Annotated in this window: 19 protein-coding genes; 3 read left to right on the top strand and 16 right to left on the bottom strand. The window is 48.1% G+C overall.

The window, feature by feature from the left end; translation table 11 throughout:
• Together QXT17_RS09200 and QXT17_RS09195 are read right to left on the bottom strand one after the other, a co-directional pair.
• A partial coding sequence (locus QXT17_RS09200) for a P-loop NTPase (protein WP_342815820.1) occupies nucleotides 1-650 on the bottom strand: 650 nt, incomplete at its 3' end.
• 62 nt (nucleotides 651-712) lie between these two features.
• Nucleotides 713-1267 (bottom strand): hypothetical protein, encoded by a 555-nt coding sequence (locus QXT17_RS09195; RefSeq protein WP_020962868.1) that lies wholly within the window; start codon nucleotides 1265-1267, stop codon nucleotides 713-715.
• A 91-nt stretch (nucleotides 1268-1358) separates the two neighbouring features.
• Here QXT17_RS09195 and QXT17_RS09190 point away from each other — a divergent pair, with 91 nt between their 5' ends.
• On the top strand, nucleotides 1359-2441 hold the full coding sequence (locus QXT17_RS09190; RefSeq protein ID WP_342814420.1) for a spermidine/putrescine ABC transporter substrate-binding protein: 1083 nt from the start codon (nucleotides 1359-1361) through the stop codon (nucleotides 2439-2441).
• 3 nt (nucleotides 2442-2444) lie between these two features.
• Here the strand turns inward: QXT17_RS09190 and QXT17_RS09185 are convergent, their stop codons facing one another.
• From QXT17_RS09185 to QXT17_RS09165, 5 genes are read right to left on the bottom strand one after another with little or no spacing between them, the layout of a single operon-like run.
• Nucleotides 2445-3215, bottom strand: coding sequence for an ABC transporter permease (locus QXT17_RS09185; protein ID WP_342782983.1), 771 nt, complete (start codon nucleotides 3213-3215; stop codon nucleotides 2445-2447).
• Nucleotides 3205-3981 (bottom strand): ABC transporter permease, encoded by a 777-nt coding sequence (locus tag QXT17_RS09180; RefSeq protein ID WP_342782982.1) that lies wholly within the window; start codon nucleotides 3979-3981, stop codon nucleotides 3205-3207. Before QXT17_RS09180 ends, QXT17_RS09185 begins: the two co-directional genes overlap by 11 nt.
• Nucleotides 3982-5070, bottom strand: a complete 1089-nt coding sequence (locus tag QXT17_RS09175; protein ID WP_342782981.1) for an ABC transporter ATP-binding protein — start codon at nucleotides 5068-5070, stop codon at nucleotides 3982-3984.
• 58 nt (nucleotides 5071-5128) lie between these two features.
• On the bottom strand, nucleotides 5129-5590 hold the full coding sequence (locus QXT17_RS09170; protein WP_288004828.1) for a hypothetical protein: 462 nt from the start codon (nucleotides 5588-5590) through the stop codon (nucleotides 5129-5131).
• Between the two features lie 59 nt (nucleotides 5591-5649).
• Complete coding sequence (locus QXT17_RS09165) at nucleotides 5650-6714, bottom strand: nitroreductase family protein (RefSeq protein WP_342782980.1); 1065 nt, start codon at nucleotides 6712-6714, stop codon at nucleotides 5650-5652.
• Nucleotides 6715-6809: 95 nt separating this feature from the next.
• Between QXT17_RS09165 and QXT17_RS09160 the strand changes: the two genes are divergently transcribed.
• Nucleotides 6810-7370 (top strand): XTP/dITP diphosphatase, encoded by a 561-nt coding sequence (locus tag QXT17_RS09160; protein WP_342782979.1) that lies wholly within the window; start codon nucleotides 6810-6812, stop codon nucleotides 7368-7370.
• An 89-nt stretch (nucleotides 7371-7459) separates the two neighbouring features.
• Here the strand turns inward: QXT17_RS09160 and QXT17_RS09155 are convergent, their stop codons facing one another.
• The 9 genes from QXT17_RS09155 to QXT17_RS09115 form a co-directional block, all read right to left on the bottom strand.
• Nucleotides 7460-8134 (bottom strand): biotin transporter BioY, encoded by a 675-nt coding sequence (locus tag QXT17_RS09155; RefSeq protein ID WP_342782978.1) that lies wholly within the window; start codon nucleotides 8132-8134, stop codon nucleotides 7460-7462.
• Nucleotides 8135-8608: 474 nt separating this feature from the next.
• Complete coding sequence (locus QXT17_RS09150) at nucleotides 8609-11002, bottom strand: hypothetical protein (protein WP_342814421.1); 2394 nt, start codon at nucleotides 11000-11002, stop codon at nucleotides 8609-8611.
• A gap of 5 nt (nucleotides 11003-11007) precedes the next feature.
• Entirely contained in the window at nucleotides 11008-11541 is a 534-nt protein-coding gene (locus QXT17_RS09145) for a hypothetical protein (protein ID WP_342815819.1), read from the bottom strand.
• Nucleotides 11514-12773 carry a hypothetical protein gene (locus QXT17_RS09140; RefSeq protein WP_052886482.1) on the bottom strand — a complete coding sequence of 420 codons (1260 nt, stop codon included), beginning with the start codon at nucleotides 12771-12773 and terminating at the stop codon, nucleotides 11514-11516. Before QXT17_RS09140 ends, QXT17_RS09145 begins: the two co-directional genes overlap by 28 nt.
• Before the next feature lie 59 nt (nucleotides 12774-12832).
• On the bottom strand, nucleotides 12833-13345 hold the full coding sequence (locus QXT17_RS09135) for a hypothetical protein (RefSeq protein WP_052886483.1): 513 nt from the start codon (nucleotides 13343-13345) through the stop codon (nucleotides 12833-12835).
• An 83-nt stretch (nucleotides 13346-13428) separates the two neighbouring features.
• Nucleotides 13429-14232, bottom strand: a complete 804-nt coding sequence (locus QXT17_RS09130; protein ID WP_052886484.1) for a hypothetical protein — start codon at nucleotides 14230-14232, stop codon at nucleotides 13429-13431.
• Nucleotides 14229-15767 (bottom strand): hypothetical protein, encoded by a 1539-nt coding sequence (locus QXT17_RS09125; RefSeq protein ID WP_342814423.1) that lies wholly within the window; start codon nucleotides 15765-15767, stop codon nucleotides 14229-14231. The genes QXT17_RS09130 and QXT17_RS09125 overlap by 4 nt, the downstream gene beginning before the upstream one ends.
• Before the next feature lie 84 nt (nucleotides 15768-15851).
• On the bottom strand, nucleotides 15852-16823 hold the full coding sequence (locus tag QXT17_RS09120) for a TIGR00269 family protein (RefSeq protein WP_342782975.1): 972 nt from the start codon (nucleotides 16821-16823) through the stop codon (nucleotides 15852-15854).
• A 17-nt stretch (nucleotides 16824-16840) separates the two neighbouring features.
• Entirely contained in the window at nucleotides 16841-17062 is a 222-nt protein-coding gene (locus QXT17_RS09115) for a MoaD/ThiS family protein (protein ID WP_148682108.1), read from the bottom strand.
• 121 nt (nucleotides 17063-17183) lie between these two features.
• On the opposite strand from QXT17_RS09115, the gene QXT17_RS09110 reads away from it, so the two are divergent.
• Nucleotides 17184-17447: a YhbY family RNA-binding protein gene (locus QXT17_RS09110; protein WP_342782974.1), complete on the top strand. Its 264-nt coding sequence runs from the start codon at nucleotides 17184-17186 to the stop codon at nucleotides 17445-17447.
• Nucleotide 17448: the final 1 nt, after the last annotated feature.

The raw sequence follows: 17448 nt of genomic DNA, 5'->3' as shown, positions 1-17448 counted from the left end.
TGCTTTGTCCCGCATACGGGGCAAACAAAATAGGCCATGTTTGTGACAACGCCTAGCAATGGCATTTTTACTTCTTGGCAGAAAGATATTGCCTTCTTGACGACTATCCTTGTCAAGTCGCTGGGAGTGGTCACGACGATAGCTCCGCTGAGATCCTTTATGAGCTGGGCGATGGTTAGTGGCTCGTCTCCGGTGCCTGGCGGAAGGTCGACCAATAGGAAGTCTAGTGGGCCCCAAGCAACCATGGATAAGAGCTCCCTTATGAATGAGGTCTTTAGGGGTCCCCGCCACACAAGGGCTGTTTCCTCGCTTGGAACCATCAGGTCTGAGGACACTATTTTTACGTTCCCAACTCCTACAAGGGGCATTAGGCCTGCCGGGCCCGCGTAGATAACTTGCCCATGGACACCGAACATTTTTGGTATTGATGGTCCATGAACGTCGGCGTCGAGTATGCCTACCTCGTAACCCTTCTTTGCAAGGGTAGCAGCCAGATTAGCAGTTACAAGGGATTTTCCTACACCGCCCTTTCCACTCAAAACCGCTATTTTGTATTTTATCTGGCTTAATCGCTTCCTTGCCTCCTCCTCTTGTTCTCTTATCTTTTTTAAAGCTTCTATCCTCATTTGTCTCTCTTTTTCTGCACTCATACTTCTTCATCTTTCTCGGCAGTATTTATGCGTTATTACAAATGTTTGACTTATAGGATATATTAGACAAGGAACCCCATCCAAAAGGATATCACGAGGAAAATGAGCCAGAGAGGCATGTTCCACCGCATAACTTTGAGCCCGTCTAGTGGCCCGATTGGGAGCAGATTGAAGAATGCTATCCAGCCGTTTAGGCTAGCTATGTATACTCCTAGTGGGCCACCTCCAATCAGTGCCACGAATCCTAGGAAGATGTTTGTTGCTGGTCCAGCGATAGAAATGATGCCATTAGTTTCTTTGTCAATCATGATTGCATATATGTAAACCGCTCCTGGAGCGATAAACTTTATTGGTATGTATGGAATTGCTGAGAGAAGCGTCAAGAAGAACATTTCCGGGTTTATCGAGTACCTTGCCGGATAACCGAAATGCTGGGCTACAAACTTGTGGGCCAGCTCGTGGGGAACGTATATTATAAATGAAAGGAAAAATATTACCAGCCCCTCTAAGATGCTTCTTGGAAAATATTCACCTGCGAAAACGAGGAAGACGGCCAGGGTCGACAGGAACAGTTCGATGATTTCGCGCGGATAAAACATGGGGAGACGTGTGGACATAGATCTCATAAGGTTTTTCTCTCCAAAAATATTAATTTTTCGTGGTCATCTCTGAGTAAAGTTTAAAATTGTGTAAATATCCAAGGCTCCTGTGAAACTGACAAGACGCCACTTTATATACCTAGCAGGAGCCGTCGCTGTGGCAACAGCTATTGGTGGATATTACTGGCTGTCCACAAGAAGCGAAAAGAGAATACTCAAGATATACAACTATAGCTCATACATCAATCCAGACATAATCAAGGATTTTGAGGCAAAATACAATGTCAAAGTAATTTACGACGAGTACGAGTCCGCAGACGAGGCGTTCGCAAAGCTACAGCTTGGGGGCGGAGGATACGACCTAATAGTCCTAACTGACCAATACGTGCCACAGGCAGTAAAAAAGGGCTTGATTCAGCCCTTAAACAAGGAAAAAACACCTAACCTAAGAAACCTCGACTCAATCTTTCTGGAAAACAGGTTTGACCCAGGGCTAAACTACTCTGTCCCCTATGCCTGGGGCACAACAGGAATAGGCATAAATACAGACTACGTCGAAGAGGGAGAAGTCAGTGGCTACGAGCAACTCTTCGACACGAAAGGCTTCCTCCCGAAACACAAGGGCAAAGTGTCCATGCTTGAGGAATTCCTAGAAGTAGTCAACGCGGCGAAGCTATACCTAGGCATACCTCTAGACGACTGGTCTGACCAGGCTGTCCAGAAGATAATAGACCTCCTCAGGAGCCAGAGAGACTTCCTAGCAGGCTACTATGGTGCAAGTGTCTACATTCCAGCTTTAGCAAAAGGAGACCTGCATGCCGCGCAGGCCTGGAGCGGAGACGTTGTCCAGGCACAAAGCGAGAACCAGAAGGTCAAGTATGTCCTACCAAAAGAGGGTGCATACATATGGATAGACTTTATGACTATACCCAAAAACTCGCAGGCACCCGACCTGGCACATCTCTGGATAAACTATATGCTTGACCCAGAGGTCGCCGCAAAAAATGTTAACTACATATATTATCCCTCGCCCATAAGGAAGGAGCTCCTCAGGGGACTAGTAGATGAACAGATTCTCAGTAACCCTGCTATTTATCCGCCTGAAACAGCCAAACTTATACAGACGATGCCGATAAGCGAAGAAATACTAAGCATAATTGAGCGAATAAGCACGGCGGTCAAAAAGGTCTAAAAACTATTTTTCTATACTTGATAATGTTTGCTTCGAGTAGATATAGCTTGCAACCAAAGATACAAGTATCATTATAGCAGCCAACGCGTTTAGCTCAGAGGTAGCTCTGCCACGGGCGGCACGTGACCAAATAACAAGTGGCAATGTTTTGAATCCTGGGCCTGTCGTGAAGGCGGTTTTAACAAAATCGTCGAAAGACATGGCGAAGGTTATGAGGAGAGAGGCGATTATGCCTGGCAACGCCAGTGGGAAATACACCCTGACAAAAACATCGAAGGGTTTTGCCCCAAGCGTATAGGCAGCCTCCTCCATGCTCCTAGAAGTTACCTGGAACTGCGGCTTTAAAGCTACGTATGCATAGGAAACATTATAAGCCGTGTGCCCAATGAGCACTGTCCAGAAGCCGAGCTCTACACCGGCATAGTAGTATAGCATCAGCAGGGAGACCGACTCTACTATCTCGGGTATAACAATTGGTGCGTAAAAGAAGCTATCAACAAATTTTTCGTTTTTCTTTGAAAAATAATATGCGGCGAGTCCCCCTAGAACCGTCGATATGATGGCAGATAAGATAGCTACCGATAAGCCGTTTACCATTGCGTTAAATATCTCTTGGTCTCTCAGCAACTCGAAGTACCAGTTGAGTGTAAAGCCTTTCCATTCTCCTGGATACTTGGCAGAATTAAATGACTGAACGATGATGTATAACAGGGGGACGTAGAGAAAAGCCAGCAATACAAAGACGTATATCTTGAGGACGCCTCTAAGCCTCAAGCTCGACACCCCACTTCATATACACATAGACAGCTAGTATGGAGACAAGCGTAATAAGCAGGGCGAGAATGCTTCCAGCCACCCAGTTCCTATACTTCAAGAAAAGATCCCAGATCAAGAAGCCCACAGTGTATCCATAAACTCCTCCAAGCATAGCTGGGACAACAAACTCCGTAAAAGACATCAAGTAGACAAGTGTTACACCAGAAAAGATGCCCGGCAAAGAGACCGGGAGCAGAACACGGAAGACCGTCTGGTGGGGCCTAGCACCCAAAGTCTCTGCAGCTTCGAGGAGTCTCTCTTCTACCCTCTCGAATGTCGAGTAGACTGGTAGGAGCATTAAGGGAAGGTACTCGTAGGTCATCCCTATGATTATTGCTGGAAAACTGTTTGCCAGGCCAATCAGTGAAAAAACATTCATCAATGCGTATGCCTTCAAGAGGAAGTTTACAAGCATCGGCACAGTGAAGGCGACGAGATAATTGTTCTTTTGCGCCTCGTCCTTGACATAGAAAGCCAGATAATATGCCGCAGGTATTGACAAGGCAAGAGTAGTCAAAGTTACTACAAGGGCTATGAAGCCTGAGTAGCCAATAATCGACAAATAGTCGGGATTAAGTAGTACCTGTCTATATGTCTCGACCCCGCCACTGCGCAGGCCCTCGATTGCCATGAGAACAATCGGCAGGTAAAACGTGACAACGACGTAAACTATGGGCAAGGAGGCTATAAGCCTGAAGCCAGAAAAAGCACTCTTTGAGGACACTTATGCCTCCTCACTAAAAAGCACTAAGTCATCGAGACTTATAAAGACGTCAACTTCTTTTTTCTCCTGTAGCTTCTGGGCCTCATAGCTAGGAACCAGTGCTTCCAGCGATAGGTCTCCGTAGCCGTCAAGGATAACCTTTGTGAGTGGTCCAAGGAAGACCTTGTCGACAACACTAAGCTTTAAACTTGCATATTTCCCGTTGCTGAACGGAGAAAATGTAAGATGCTCTGGTCTCACAAAGATCCACACGTCTCCCGTGTACCCCCTAAACCTTTCTGACACTGTGGACAGGTCTATCTTCGAATTCTTGAGCTCCACAACCCCATCTACGGCCCTAGCCCTTACCACGTTGGCCTCGCCTAGAAAAGTCGCTACAAACATGTTTGCAGGTCTCCTATACACCTCGTCAGGTGTGCCTACCTGCTGTACAACTCCGTCACGTATAACTGCAAGCCTGTCGGAGAGCATCATCGCTTCATTCTGGTCGTGTGTAACATATATCGTGGTGACACCTGTCTCTCTCTGAAGCCTCTTAAGCTCCCTGATCAGTTCAAGCCTGACCTTGTAGTCTAGATGGCTGAAGGGCTCGTCGAGAAGCAAGACTTTCGGGTCTCTTGCCAACGCTCTGGCAATCGCCACTCTCTGTTGTTGCCCACCACTTAACTGCTGGATCTTCCTGTGGGCATACACTTCGTAGGGTAGACGGACAAGCTCGAGAACCTCGCGAACCTTGCGTTCAATGTAGTCCTTCGGCCGCCCCGTGACCTCGAGCCCAAACGCCACGTTCTTGTAGACAGTCAAGTGGGGGAAAAGCGCTAGGTCCTGAAAGACCATCCCTATGTCTCGCTCATAGGTAGGCTTATATGTGACATCTTCGTCGTCGAAAAATATTCTTCCCCTGTCGGGGAGAAGCAGGCCGGCGATAATTCTCAGAAGGGTTGTTTTGCCGCAGCCGGACGGTCCAAGAATAGTGAAAAGTTCTCCACGGTTTATGGTAAGCGAGACGCCTCGGAGAGCATCAGTTCTACCGCGGTCAAGGTACGTCTTCGACACGTCCCGGATTTTAACTTCTACACCCCTAGACATTTTTCTGCGTGTGGCTTGTATCCAAGCTTAAAAACTTATTGCACAATATGACGGGAAATCATTCCAGCTTGTAGGGTCGAAGCCGTTTTATCTCAGATAATACCTTCTCAACGAAAGCATTGACGTAGCCCCAGTTAAAGCCCCTCTCCTCTAAAACCTGCTTTACATACATCTCGGTATCCCTATAGTTCTTGAACTTCTCGTTGATCTCCCTCCACGGGATGCCCTTGAGACCATCCGCAAGCCTCTGATCAAAGGGGAGAACCCCCTTAAGCATCAAAAAAGCGATTGACGGGTAACCGAGATACCCCTTGTACACAGAACCGTTATCATTAGAGGAAATACCTAGCCCCCCATCCCACACAACCCTATAAACCCTGCTACCATCAGAGCCAGTCACTTGGGCTTCGCGTTCACCTGTAAAAATTATCCTGCCGTCGCCAACAGCGCCCAATGCCTCCAGTACTTTCACGCGTGGTGGGACCTTCCAGGGAACCCTAGTTTCCCCTGACTTGGGCAAGCCAGACTACACCTATATAATGTGTTGACGTTCAAGAATATTAACCATTCTGTGGATTCTTATTCTGCGGGCTTCCCCAAGGGAAAGACATACAGCGGTCTCTGTTCGCCGAAAACCTCCAAAAAGTCTTCTTCGTGAAATGCGCCTATAGCCACGGTGCCCAGCCCCTCATCCACAGTATTCAGGTAGATATTCTGGCCAACAGCGCCAGCCTCAACCTCCCCTAGCAGGCCTTCCCCAAAAAGAACTATCACGGCGGCTGCACGGCGAACAGACTCCTGCATGAGGCTGGCCCTCCAGAGCTTTTCACGGAAATCACCAGTCCTAACAAGTTCAAGCTCCATGTCTTTCGCATTGAATTCATAGATTCCCTTATCAAGCCCCCTCACATTAAATACTGCTACGGAGCCATTTACACCATACTCCTCTCCGAACTTTAGATAGGGACGCGAACCAGCAACTATCTCCCCCATAGACCACTTCAAAACGTCCAATAGACCTTCACTGCTTATAGCTTCGCGGCTATAGTTCCTTATGCTTCTCCGCAAAACAACAGCAGCATCAAACGGTAACCCCTTCTCAAGAGAAAATCCCCTACAATAGCTATCCACACGTGCAACATCCACCCTCGCGGCTATGTACTGTGGCTTCCCAGGGCCAAACTCGAGCTCAACAAGCCTGACACTGCCCCACAGCCCGTGACTAACAAGAGACAAGAAAAGATTCTGCAGAGCATGTCCAACCTCGTTCCTCACATACATGTAGCCCCTCTCCCCATAATACGTGACTGTCCTGCCCGGCAAAACCGAAAACAAGAAACCCTCAAAGTCCGCGTTGACGCTTGACTGGACAAGGTTGCCCGAGCAAGACACATACTTATAGAGGCCGGTCTTCAGCGGAAAAATCCTCCCCAAAGAAGACACGTACACCTCAAGAGGGTACGTGGCACCGGCCGAAGGGACAGTCCTAAATCGCCTGTCACGGCACCCCTGGACATGGAAAAGGACCCTAGACAGCCATGCCTCGTCCAGCTCGTACCTCAACGGGAGACCATTAGCTAGACACCACAAGCACTCCCGTAGCGACGGACCCTGCCTGTTAAGAGACCCCCTCTGGCCAGACATAACAACAATACATATTGAAATCATTATACATAAATATACCGCTAGCCAAAAAGCCGAAACGCTAAAAACATATCAATCCGATCCAATCCCAACACGTGGACAAAACCATACTAATCGCAACAAAAAACCGGCACAAAATCCAAGAAATGGCCCCAATACTCGAAACCTATGGATACAAGCTACAGCCAGCAGACCTCCCCAAGATAGAGATACAGGCAGACACACTCCAAGAAATAGTTGCCTACGCCGCCCGCCACATACCGGCACTAGACAAGCCAGTAATCATAGAGGACGCCGGCCTATTCGTCAAAGCCCTAAACGGCTTCCCGGGGCCATACAGCCACTACGTCTACCAGACAATTGGATGCAAAGGCATACTACAGCTACTCCAACAGGCCACAGACAGGACAGCAGTCTTCCAGTCAGCAATAGCCCTAAAAACACCCACAGGCGAAACATACATCTTCACCGGGGAGACAATTGGCACAATAACCGCAGAGCCCAGGGGCACAGGAGGCTTCGGCTTCGACCCCATATTCCAGCCACAGGGCACAGACAAGACCTACGCAGAAATGAGCCTACAAGAAAAAAACCTCTATTCGCACAGGGCAAAGGCAGCAAAGAAACTGGCGGAATTCCTCACAGCTAAGGCCTAGCTTATACATAGCTCTTGGTTAGCTTCTTGTAATGAGGTTCTTTATTAGCAAAATGCTTCCTGTTTGATGCATCCCCCTGATACTCTCTCCTAGGCCTGTAGCGCGCAGTCGCCCGTGAGGGCACAGTATTCGCTTGGCAGGGTACGCGCTACGCGTTGTGCAACGATTAGTGCGAGCACATGATCCATTAAAAGATCCTGGGGCAGAAAGATAAGCACGGAGGCAACAGCTACTGCCACCCTAATATCCGACGCAAACCCAAAGTAGCCAGCTACATCCAGAGCCCAGGTAAGCAGGGAGGGATTTAAGGACGCCCAGTAAGAGAAGACGATGAAGCCCAGAACGTAGACAGGCACGACTGAGAGCGCCGACAGAAGCCAGAGAACCGCCAGATTCTTTGGACCCAGCCCCGCAAAATGCTTACCAGCAGTTTTTAGGTACCATTCCCGGAGCAAGCCCATCAGGAAGGCGGCAATGGGAAAGCCTGCCAGATACCCACCAGTTGGGCCGAAGAGCACGCTCACTCCTCCTCTGAACCCCGTAGCCACGGGAGCCCCCAGCGCTATCATGAGCAAATAGAGGAGTTGGGAGGCAAGCGCCCACCTAGGCGGTAGCAAGAGACCCGAAAGGATAACACCCGTGTTCTGCATTGTGTAGGGTACTGGATCCACCCTAAAACTCACCTGAGCAAGCACCGCAGTAACCACTGCAAGCAGGCTAGCCATTGAAGCCCTAGCCGAATTTGCAGGCTTCAACAGAGTCACATAAGCAAGCCTACAAAACTACCTTATAATGGCTTGCGTCTAGCCCCATAGCTATTGGAGCTGGGACACTCAGGAAGCCAAACATAGGAGTATAGCTCTCTGCATCAAAAGGTCTTCGTTCCCGGTCACACTTGAACACTCCGCCGAGACCAAAAATTTCACCGCCCCTTTTAGACTCCTAAGCTGTAAAGATCGATACCCTACTTTCCGAAAGACTAGACCACAGTCTCCTCAACCATCAATCTTCAAATCAAAGAAGCCAATCTGCTACACCAACTTGCATAGCAATGTCCAAGAGATAAAACAAGTGACATAACCTGGTTCAAGATCTACCCCTAGGGAACTGCGAACCACGCTAGCTACACGTTTCATAATACTGCCATTCTCTCTGTTCGGCTAACATCTCCTGAACCCTCACTCTAAGCTTGGCGCACGAGCAAAATCACCGAGAAAACTAGTAGAGCCCCCAATCAATTATGGTTTCACTATTCTAGGAGCGTAGTCCTCGAGGAACATCGGCGCGTAAATGTAAGCATTCTTCCACATTTCCTCTCCGCCATAGTTATCAAAGCCGGGACCACTTGATCTGAAATCGAACAGCACAGCCCAGTAACTTAGCTTCCTCCCCTGTTGCACGGTCTTAGACGTGGTAGACGGCCAAAACGCATACTCTATTGAGCCCTGTTTAACATTGCCTGGAGCGAATTTTGTTGTGCAGAACCTAGCATCGGATCCACCTATCTCTCCGAGTTTTTTGACGCCGTCGCGGTTTAGTACAAGAGCTCTGCCGATATTGTTTGTTGTGCTCCAGTGGGCCAGCATGATTCCAGGGTCTGGGTAGCATTCTACTCTGGGTGTTTCCTTCCACGGGAATGGGGAGTTGTACGTCCAGTTCGCAAGCTTTTTGTTTTCAATTGTTTGAAGCCCGGCTGTTAGGTAGAGGAACTGGTCTGCAACCCCTTTTCCCATCTCGGTGGCGAGCCAGTACCCTTCGTCGCTGCGGGTGTTTTTCCAGTAGATGTAGGTTATAACTGGTATGTATCGGGTTCCGTTCACCACCTGGACTATGGCTATCGTGTCATAGTAGTCGCTTCTAACGTCGCCAGAGGCGTAGACGTTGCCCACCAGCGTCGTGTTGAGAACCGCAAAGATCCTTATGGGGGCTTGTATCCACGAGTACCTCATGTAGTTGTAGTAGACCTGCCAGGTGCCGTATGGCCGGTAACGGCCAAGATTTCCGTAATAGACGCCGAAGGCGTGAAGATTGTAAGGACCAAACGCATTGTCAGTAGAGGGATTCCACAAGACAAAGGCCGCGACGCCATAATAATTTCCATACTCCCTCGACTGCTGGTGCTCTAGGTCGACGAACTCCACGTCGTAGAGCGGGTGCCAGACGTCCTTCCAAGTTACTTGTCCACCTTCTCTCTTGTAGATGTACTGTATCTGTGTCTGGTATACAGCGGGCTCTGTGTCTAGGTCGTCGTGCCACCAAAGCGCGACAATTTGTTTAGTTATGCTATTGAGGGGAAACTTTACCTGGAAGACTAGCTTTGTGTTGTATTTGTCTCCCTTTACGAAGTCCATCTGTGGGTCGGACAGGCCTACAGGGTAGTCTACTGGCTCACCGTGCCATACAACGGTTGTCCAGTTCTCGTACTGTATAGGCCTCTCTCTAAGTGTTGCCGTGGTTCCGTCGAGCGTGACGTTTACCCTTATCTGTTTTATGGGTATGTATGGGAAGGGTGGGAGCTTGAGGGTGGGGTCTACTGAGAGCTTTTGTCCAAGCCAGAAGAGGGAAAGGTTTGAGCTCATCTCAAGGGTGTAGACCTCGTTACTTATGTCGCTTGGTCTAGTCAACGTTTTCTTGTTTCCAGATGAGTCGTAATAGATCAAGGTAGTATTAGGGGTATTTCTCTGGACGGCAAAGTAGATGTAGTAGTAGGTCGACGCTTCGACTATTATTCCTCTCTCGTCACTTACCACCACCATTATTGGTACATACTGGTCTCCCTTTAGGTCTGTAAGTACGGGGAGCGACGGCTCAAACGTTACAGAGTAGTTGCCCATGCCCGCATAGGTTACGTCCCTTATCTTGGCCTGGAGCCACTTTCCGGTGAATCTTCCACTTGCATCCATTTGGGGATAGTATATCCTGACCCATCCCTTGGTAATTAGGCGACCATAAGGGGTTCCGACAACGCTTGGCGGACTTGTTGAGTAGTCAAGGGATCCGTCTTGCCTCACATTGATCATGATTGTCACGTTCTGGCCCGTCACGCTTATCGGTTTCCTGTAGACGGTCAAGGTTAGTCCCACAAGTACGTCGCTCTCCCAGTTATAGAACCCCATAGCTGTGATGTTTAGCCTGAGCTTTGCATATGCATAGCTCCCTGAGGTGGGGAGGTACCAGTAGCCCTTCATCAAGTTGTAGACTGTTCGTTGCCTGCCAAGCTCCTTCGAGAGGTCGAGCTGGAGTATCTCGTAGGACACTTGGACTCCATACTCGCCGTAGGCCTTGGTTATAGACTGTCTCCAGTACTCTAGATACGTCTTGGCGACCTGCCTGGCCACAGTAAAGTTGTGCCTGTTATTCATTGACATTCCGTATGAGCTAAACCTGTCGGTGAGGTCACTAAACTCGGAATAGTTAAAGTATGCCCTAGTAGCAACAGCCAGCATTGAGGCCAGCGCCCTCTTGAAGTCAGCCGTTATGGCCCCGACAACCTCCCTGACAACTGGGCTCCTCGTTCTTAGAAACAGGCTATGCGTCTCATATACAGTGACAAGGACAGACATTATCATCAAGCCGATAATCAGTATAGCGGCGACAACCATCTGGGCTGAACGCCTCGCCTTGCTCCTCAAATTTCTCACCCTGAAAACCCCATGACCATCTGTATAAGCAGGGTTGTACCCCTAACACTGTCTGGATCCCCAGTACACACATATGTATATGTAACGGGCTCAGACTCGACGAGTTTAATGTTTTTCCAGTCGTAGTTCGATGCACAGCCAATCCAAACGAGGTTAACGCTATTACTTGCAAGGTCAAAGTCGACCCTGTATATGTCGATCTTAAAAAGGAGCCCAGGCGGAAGACTGGCACTTGCCAGGAAGCCGAGGTTATAGAACGTGCATTCTCCAGTTTGTTGCGTGTTTTCAGAGCCAAGGTTAGATATTGTTTTCTCGAATACATTGTTTTCTGCCATGTTGTTGAGCAGGTCGTAGGCGAGCTGTCTTAAATCGCTTGTCTCCCTAACATAGACGCTTTTCAGGGGCCTCGTAAACGCCATAACAAGCAGTATGATAGACACGACCATGAAAGTGGCGAGGACGGCTTCTATTACTCTTATCTGTCCTTTTCTCTTTGTAAACATCATGGGAAGCCTTCTACCCTCCTCCAAATAGTTAACTCGACAACGTAGGGATAGCTATATATTGTGCATACTCTTCTCAGAGTAACGCTGTTAGCCGGGAGAGCAGTTTTACCGCCGTAGGCTATATCAATGTTTGGAAGCCTGCTAATAACTATAGCTACAGGTTTCCCTCTAAACTGTGCAAATATGAAAATGTGGCTTGACAAGGGCTCAACGTACTGGATATATCCTACTAGGTACCACTGTTTCGCACTGGGCAGAACTCGGCCTGCGTTGTTACACAGGGGATCATCGTTCCTAAAGTTTCCAGAGGAGTCCCTACACCAAGTCACGGTAGTAAAATTCAGAAGGTCTTGATACTCTGGTACAGCTTGAAGCAGGTCATCCTTTACTAGCACAGCCCCAGCGTTCCTATTTCCCCTCCTGATAACAGGGCTGTCAATATCCTTGTTTACAAAGACATAGTTTCCAATAATGTAGCCCTCTGCCGGGACGCCTCCCTGGGAAGTAGAGGCATAGCCAGCAACGCTTATGAAGCCCTGCCACTCGGCTCTCGCGATAAGAAAAGTATAAAACCACTTGTCTGGTTTTTGCTGGCTAAAATAGCTTGCCAGGTCGCTTGTATAATCGATCCTGCATTTTCCAACGGCATTTGTTAGACAAGTTTTTGTAAGGATTGTCTTGGTCTCCACGTCGCCCTCGTTATTGCTCGCTCCAGGCTGTACACGGACCACGACATACATCGCTGTAATGTTTGCGTTTGGGATGCCAAGTCCATAATAGTTGGTGACGAGGAAATCGTATGCAGAAATGAAGGTGTAACTTTGGTAATAGTAGTATCCAGCAGGCGTTATATTGATTAACAGCATCGGTCTTATTTTGAGCCTAAAGCCATAGTCCTCTAGGTTTAAGAGCTGTGCAAGCCGAGTAGTGTTTAAGAGGAGTGGATTTGGAAGAGTGCTCAGATTTGCCAGCCTCATCACTTTGTCTGGGTCAACAATGTATGGCGAACGGGCACCGTAGAGTGCTAGTCCAAAGTCTTGTAGAGTGTCTGGAGTAACCTGGATATTTGTTCCCCAGTCGACGGGATAGCCAGGGGTAAGTATGAGTTTGTCCATCACCCTTTCAGCGATTGTGTAGAGCTGTTCTTCATAAGTCGTAGCGACAGTAGATGTAGTAGCATTTACCATTCCATATGAAACTAAAATTAAGAGTACTATCAGGAGCCCAACGGCCAGATACTCTAGCGTCGCCTCCATAACTAGCTACACCTAAATATAGTGTCGTCTCTCATAAAACCTTTTCGGTATACGAAGAACTATGGACTTATTGGGACCGAGGAGAACCCTACATATATTGAGCCGCCCATGCTAAACGCTATCACAACAGGTTTTCTTCCTGGGGGGAGAGGCATATAGAGTGTGTCAGATACGGTGAATCCTCCAATGGCAACTGTTCCTTTAACAGCGTGGACCGGATTTTGTCCAAAGTTGGGGGTAACAACGACTCGTACTTGTTGATAGACCTGTAGCTTGGCCGTAACGTTTAAGACATTGTCCCCACTCTCTCCCAATTGTATCAGATAAGGCTGTCCGCCAAGCGTGTCGGGGAGCGTAAGGTACATGTAGCTTGTGGAGCCTCCGCCAAGCGTATATACAGAGATCAGTTCAACTATTTCTCTGGCAGTACTCTCGGCTATTTCTCCAAGCATGATGTTCTGGTTCTGCATCTGGTAGATGAACCCCATAAAGCTGAAGGCCGCTAGGATAATGATTGTTGCCTGGAGGATGCTGATAGTTCCAATGATGTGTGAAATTACTGGGTTAACCATTCTTAGTGATTTGTAGGCTTATTTACCTATAAAAACTTTGCAGAGCCTTATCCATTGTTAACAGGGATTGGCACTTGGCGTCTTTAAGAGCTACTAATACTGATTATAGCTTTCTTTACTATCAGTACTGATCCATCCGCGTCTGGCCCGGATAAGTATATCGTCTGGGTTTTCGGGCCAACCGTTATGCTAAGGGTTACACTACTAGTATAATAGAAGACGTACTCGTCTACCGTTATCCCGGTATTCCTTAAAACTATGGGGATAGTACCGGATCCCCCAAGGGTGCCCTTTGTTAATTCAACAATATGCAAGATGAAGTAATTGTACCGTTTCTGGGTGCTATCCTCTGTAACGTTTATCTGCGAGCTGTAGAAAGCTCTGAGCCTTGGAACTAGGAATGCGCATGCTCTCCCCGTAAAGTTTTCGTAGACAATGATTATTGGCTCGCCACTCTTGGCTACTACTTTGGATAGCTCAGTTGCTAGGTCGCCTGTCTCTGGGTAAAGTAGTTTCGGCGTCGTTGTTACAAGTGGTCCACCGCATACTTGTAGCACGAGAGGCGTCGACTCGTAAACTTTAACGTTGTTTGCATAAACAGTTATAGATTGGCTTGAAGGCAGAAGAGAGATCCCAGTGGAGGTCAGGCTGAAACGGGCATACCTAGATCCCCCCTCGCCAAAGGCCACTTGTTCCAGTGCTGTGGCAACGTAGGTTAGCTGTTCCTTTGCATATTCATACTCCATTGTTTGCCTGTTGAGGTCGATTAGTGAGGTAGAATAGAAGAGTGCAATTGTCACTATTGTTAGCATTATGCTTGTCAGGATAACTGTCGCTATTACTGGTGAAATGCCTCTCTTCATGGTTTGCTTATATGCTCTTGTCATTCTGTTTCCGCTCTTCTCCGGCGGATAATAACTATCAGCACAAGGGCTAGAGCCACTACGATAAGTATTATTAGTATCGGCAATATTGGCAGGGAGGGTGTAGGCGATGCTGTTCCGCCCCCGGCCCCCTGTACCATGTAGCTTGTTGACGCGGTTGCCTGGCCTGCCGGTGTGTTATAGGTTACTGTTATCTTGTAGTTGCCTGGGTTGAGGCTTAATGGCAATGTCGCTACACCTTCGGAGGTAGCGGCGCCCTCAATCGTCACGGGTGTCTTTGTAAAGGCTGTGTCGGGCAAAGTTGTGGCTAGTACTGTTGCTCCGCTTTGGTCAGTAACCCTTACCTCTACGTTTGAGCTTGTGTAGAGAGGCGAGACACGTATCACGAGGGTGTTTGCCGTCACCTGAAGGTTTGCTCTTGGCTGGACTGTTGTCGACTTTACCTGTAGCTTCACGATGGATGGGGAATACTTGTTAGAGTCGATCTTTACTGTAACAGTGCCCTCGCCCTGTGGGAAGGAGGCATAAACAGTAGGAGCAAAGTCTCCAGAGTATACAGGCTGGTTTTCAAATGTGATGCTTACTGTTGCCTGCTCGTCCTTGTCGAGCGGGGGGTTAAGTGTGAAGCTCACGGGGACATATGTGTTTGCGACAACTGTGCTTGGAAGGTTTACCTTGGTTTCCCTTACTGGTTTTATTACTAGGTTCAGCGGGAAGCTGTAGGAATAAGTGTAGCCCCAGGGCGTGACGGCTGTAACTTTGACTGTTACGCTGTATTGGCTCCTAGCGAATGGGCCAAGCTTGCTCACGTTCATCAGGAATTCTAGGGTTCGCTTTTCTTCTACATTCATCTTGCCAGTTGTCAATAGGTAGCACTGGACGGGTGCACCGCTGATTTCTGCTTGGGCGTTCTCTATGAATCCTTCCCCCTTAACCCAGATGTCCACGTAGAACCTGACAATGTAGAATGGGTCGTAGTCTGTCTTTAGGTATGGCTCTACGTAGACATATGTCCTAGGGGCAATCACGCGGACAGGTATACTTGTAAAGGCAGAATAGAAGCCCATACTCGATGAGCCGTCGTTCATCTCGAAATAGTATGATAGATCAATCTTGATTGTAGTGTCCTTTATGTCTCCTGGAACCATCTGTGATGCGAAGAACCTCGGCGTGAGCTTTACTGTTAGGCTCACAGGTTTCCCGGGAGAAAGCGAGTAAGGCGTGTCGGGAACAACTTCAAGCGTGCTTGTATCTCCAATGGTGATTCTGAGACCCTTCAAGTAGAATACCTTGAGGCCGGCGCCCTCGACCTCTGTTATAAGTATTGACACGGGCACCTGATATTCGTCGGTCGCCACAAGTTCTGTTGGCAAGGTAACTGTTACCTTTATCCATACAGGTCCAATGTTTACGAGTGATTCTTTTGTTACGGGCTGTGCTGTAGCAGGGCTAAAATATGCTGAGAAGCTGAATACAAGAAGCAAAGTCAACAGCAGTGCTGGGAGGCGTCTGTTTCTGATCCCGAGGTTATTTGCCATAGGTTTTTTAAGCTCGCAACAATATTTAATTTTAGCGTGTCAAAACGCTCTTTACAGATTTGTTTTTACCAGGAAAAACATCGGCTATTCGAGTCCGTACCGCTTAAAGTTGATTTTTCCCATTTTTTCTTCAACTAGCTCCTTGTATTTTTCGTCAAGGTAGGCCCTATAAAGGCACGTTTTACATATAGGGTTCGTAGAGGGCTCTCCGCATACCTTGCAATATGTTGGCTGTTTATAGGGGGCCTTGATTTTTTTCCTGGCAAGCTCTTTGCTTGCAAGTAATCGGTACTTGAATCCTGGGTCCTCGTCCTCGACCTCGTTTACCCAGTGTCTGATCGGGTGTCTCATCGCATAGACTATGTAGGGGCACTCTACGAAGGGAGTATAGATGTTCATGATCAAGGTGTAGGTCAATACCTCTTTCTCAGGTATAAGGTAGAGAGGCTTAATCCTAGGTACAAGCGTGGCACTAGTCTCATCGGAAATTATCCCTTCCCTAAGAATGCCGTCGATGTGGCTCTTCAAGGCATTCATAACAAAGACCTGCGTCTCGTCATCTAGATTGTGGCCAGTAGCCAGCTTCGAGGCATCATGTTCACGCGCAACAGCATTCATAACGTAGCGCCTAAAAACACCGCACACACTGCATGGCTTAATCACGAGTCCCTTCTCTTTTAGTTTCTTCACTGCTTCATCCAAAGTGAAGCCGAAGTAGTCCTTGAAGGAGCCTACATATATCTCTACCCCTAGCTTTGCCGCTAGGTTCCTAAGAGCCTCTAGCTTGTACTCCCTATAACCAGCTATACCCTCGTCAACCGCCACGCCGAAGACTTTGATGCCGAGCCTTCCGGCAAATTTCGAGAGGAGATACAGCGTGGTAAGGCTGTCCTTGCCTCCGCTCACCGCGACTGCTACTCTGTCCCCCTCCTCCACTAGCCGAAAGTGTACGATCGTATCGTAAACTCTCCTCTCAAAGTACTCAACAAAATGTTCAGCGCAAAGATGGTCTCCTAGATATGATACGTATACAGAAGCCTTCTTGCTGCACACCATGCATTGGGGAGACGTTGTTATCCACCAGATACTACTGAGTGTAGTTTTATTCTCGAACCAGGTCTAACAAGTTCCTCCTCCGTCGTTACCTCGCCATCTACACTCACAACTACCTCGCTTACCCGTAGACCAAGCATCTTGACAAGGTCCGCTATCCTCGTGTTTGCTGGAACTTTTACCTCCCTGACCTCTCTGCCGAAAATATCTACAAGCACTGACACAAGTTCACCATTACTCATATATTTCTAGGAACACATAGGAAAAAGAACATTTTTATTTCTTTCCCTGCAGTCAAGAAATACAAGCAAGCCAGAAAGAAGCCAACAACCTTTATTAACGGGTAAGCGTCTTTACTACACAATGTCTTCGAGTGTTTTCCAGAGGAAAGACATACCTGTTGTCAACATCGGCAAAAAAGGGCTGGACGAGGCTGTCCTAGAGGAAATAAAGAATGTCTTAAAGGCAAGGGGGATCGTCAAAGTCAAACTCTTGAAGAATTTCCGGGAGGCTTACGGGCTCTCGCCAGAAGAGGCGGCAGTGGTTCTTTCCCAGAGGCTCTCCGCGGAGATTGTAGGTGTAAGGGGATTCGTAATCGTCCTAAAAAAGGCTATCCAGGGACATTGAT

Origin of the sequence: Thermofilum sp., from assembly GCF_038871435.1 — an archaeon.
GTDB classification, from domain to species: domain Archaea; phylum Thermoproteota; class Thermoprotei; order Thermofilales; family Thermofilaceae; genus Thermofilum; species Thermofilum adornatum.
The sequence above is the reverse complement of the archived record's forward strand: the minus strand, read 5'-3'. Positions and strand labels throughout refer to the sequence as shown.

Bases quoted from the DNA above. Each gene is read 5' to 3' on its own strand.
- QXT17_RS09110 (WP_342782974.1), top strand. From the start codon at position 17,184: ATGTCTTCGAGTGTTTTCCAGAGGAAAGACATACCTGTTGTCAACATC.
- QXT17_RS09175 (WP_342782981.1), bottom strand. From the start codon at position 5,070: ATGTCTAGGGGTGTAGAAGTTAAAATCCGGGACGTGTCGAAGACGTAC.
- QXT17_RS09115 (WP_148682108.1), bottom strand. From the start codon at position 17,062: ATGAGTAATGGTGAACTTGTGTCAGTGCTTGTAGATATTTTCGGCAGA.
- QXT17_RS09135 (WP_052886483.1), bottom strand. From the start codon at position 13,345: ATGGTTAACCCAGTAATTTCACACATCATTGGAACTATCAGCATCCTC.
- QXT17_RS09130 (WP_052886484.1), bottom strand. From the start codon at position 14,232: ATGACAAGAGCATATAAGCAAACCATGAAGAGAGGCATTTCACCAGTA.
- QXT17_RS09120 (WP_342782975.1), bottom strand. From the start codon at position 16,823: ATGGTGTGCAGCAAGAAGGCTTCTGTATACGTATCATATCTAGGAGAC.
- QXT17_RS09140 (WP_052886482.1), bottom strand. From the start codon at position 12,773: ATGGAGGCGACGCTAGAGTATCTGGCCGTTGGGCTCCTGATAGTACTC.
- QXT17_RS09195 (WP_020962868.1), bottom strand. From the start codon at position 1,267: ATGTCCACACGTCTCCCCATGTTTTATCCGCGCGAAATCATCGAACTG.
- QXT17_RS09165 (WP_342782980.1), bottom strand. From the start codon at position 6,714: ATGTCTGGCCAGAGGGGGTCTCTTAACAGGCAGGGTCCGTCGCTACGG.
- QXT17_RS09125 (WP_342814423.1), bottom strand. From the start codon at position 15,767: ATGGCAAATAACCTCGGGATCAGAAACAGACGCCTCCCAGCACTGCTG.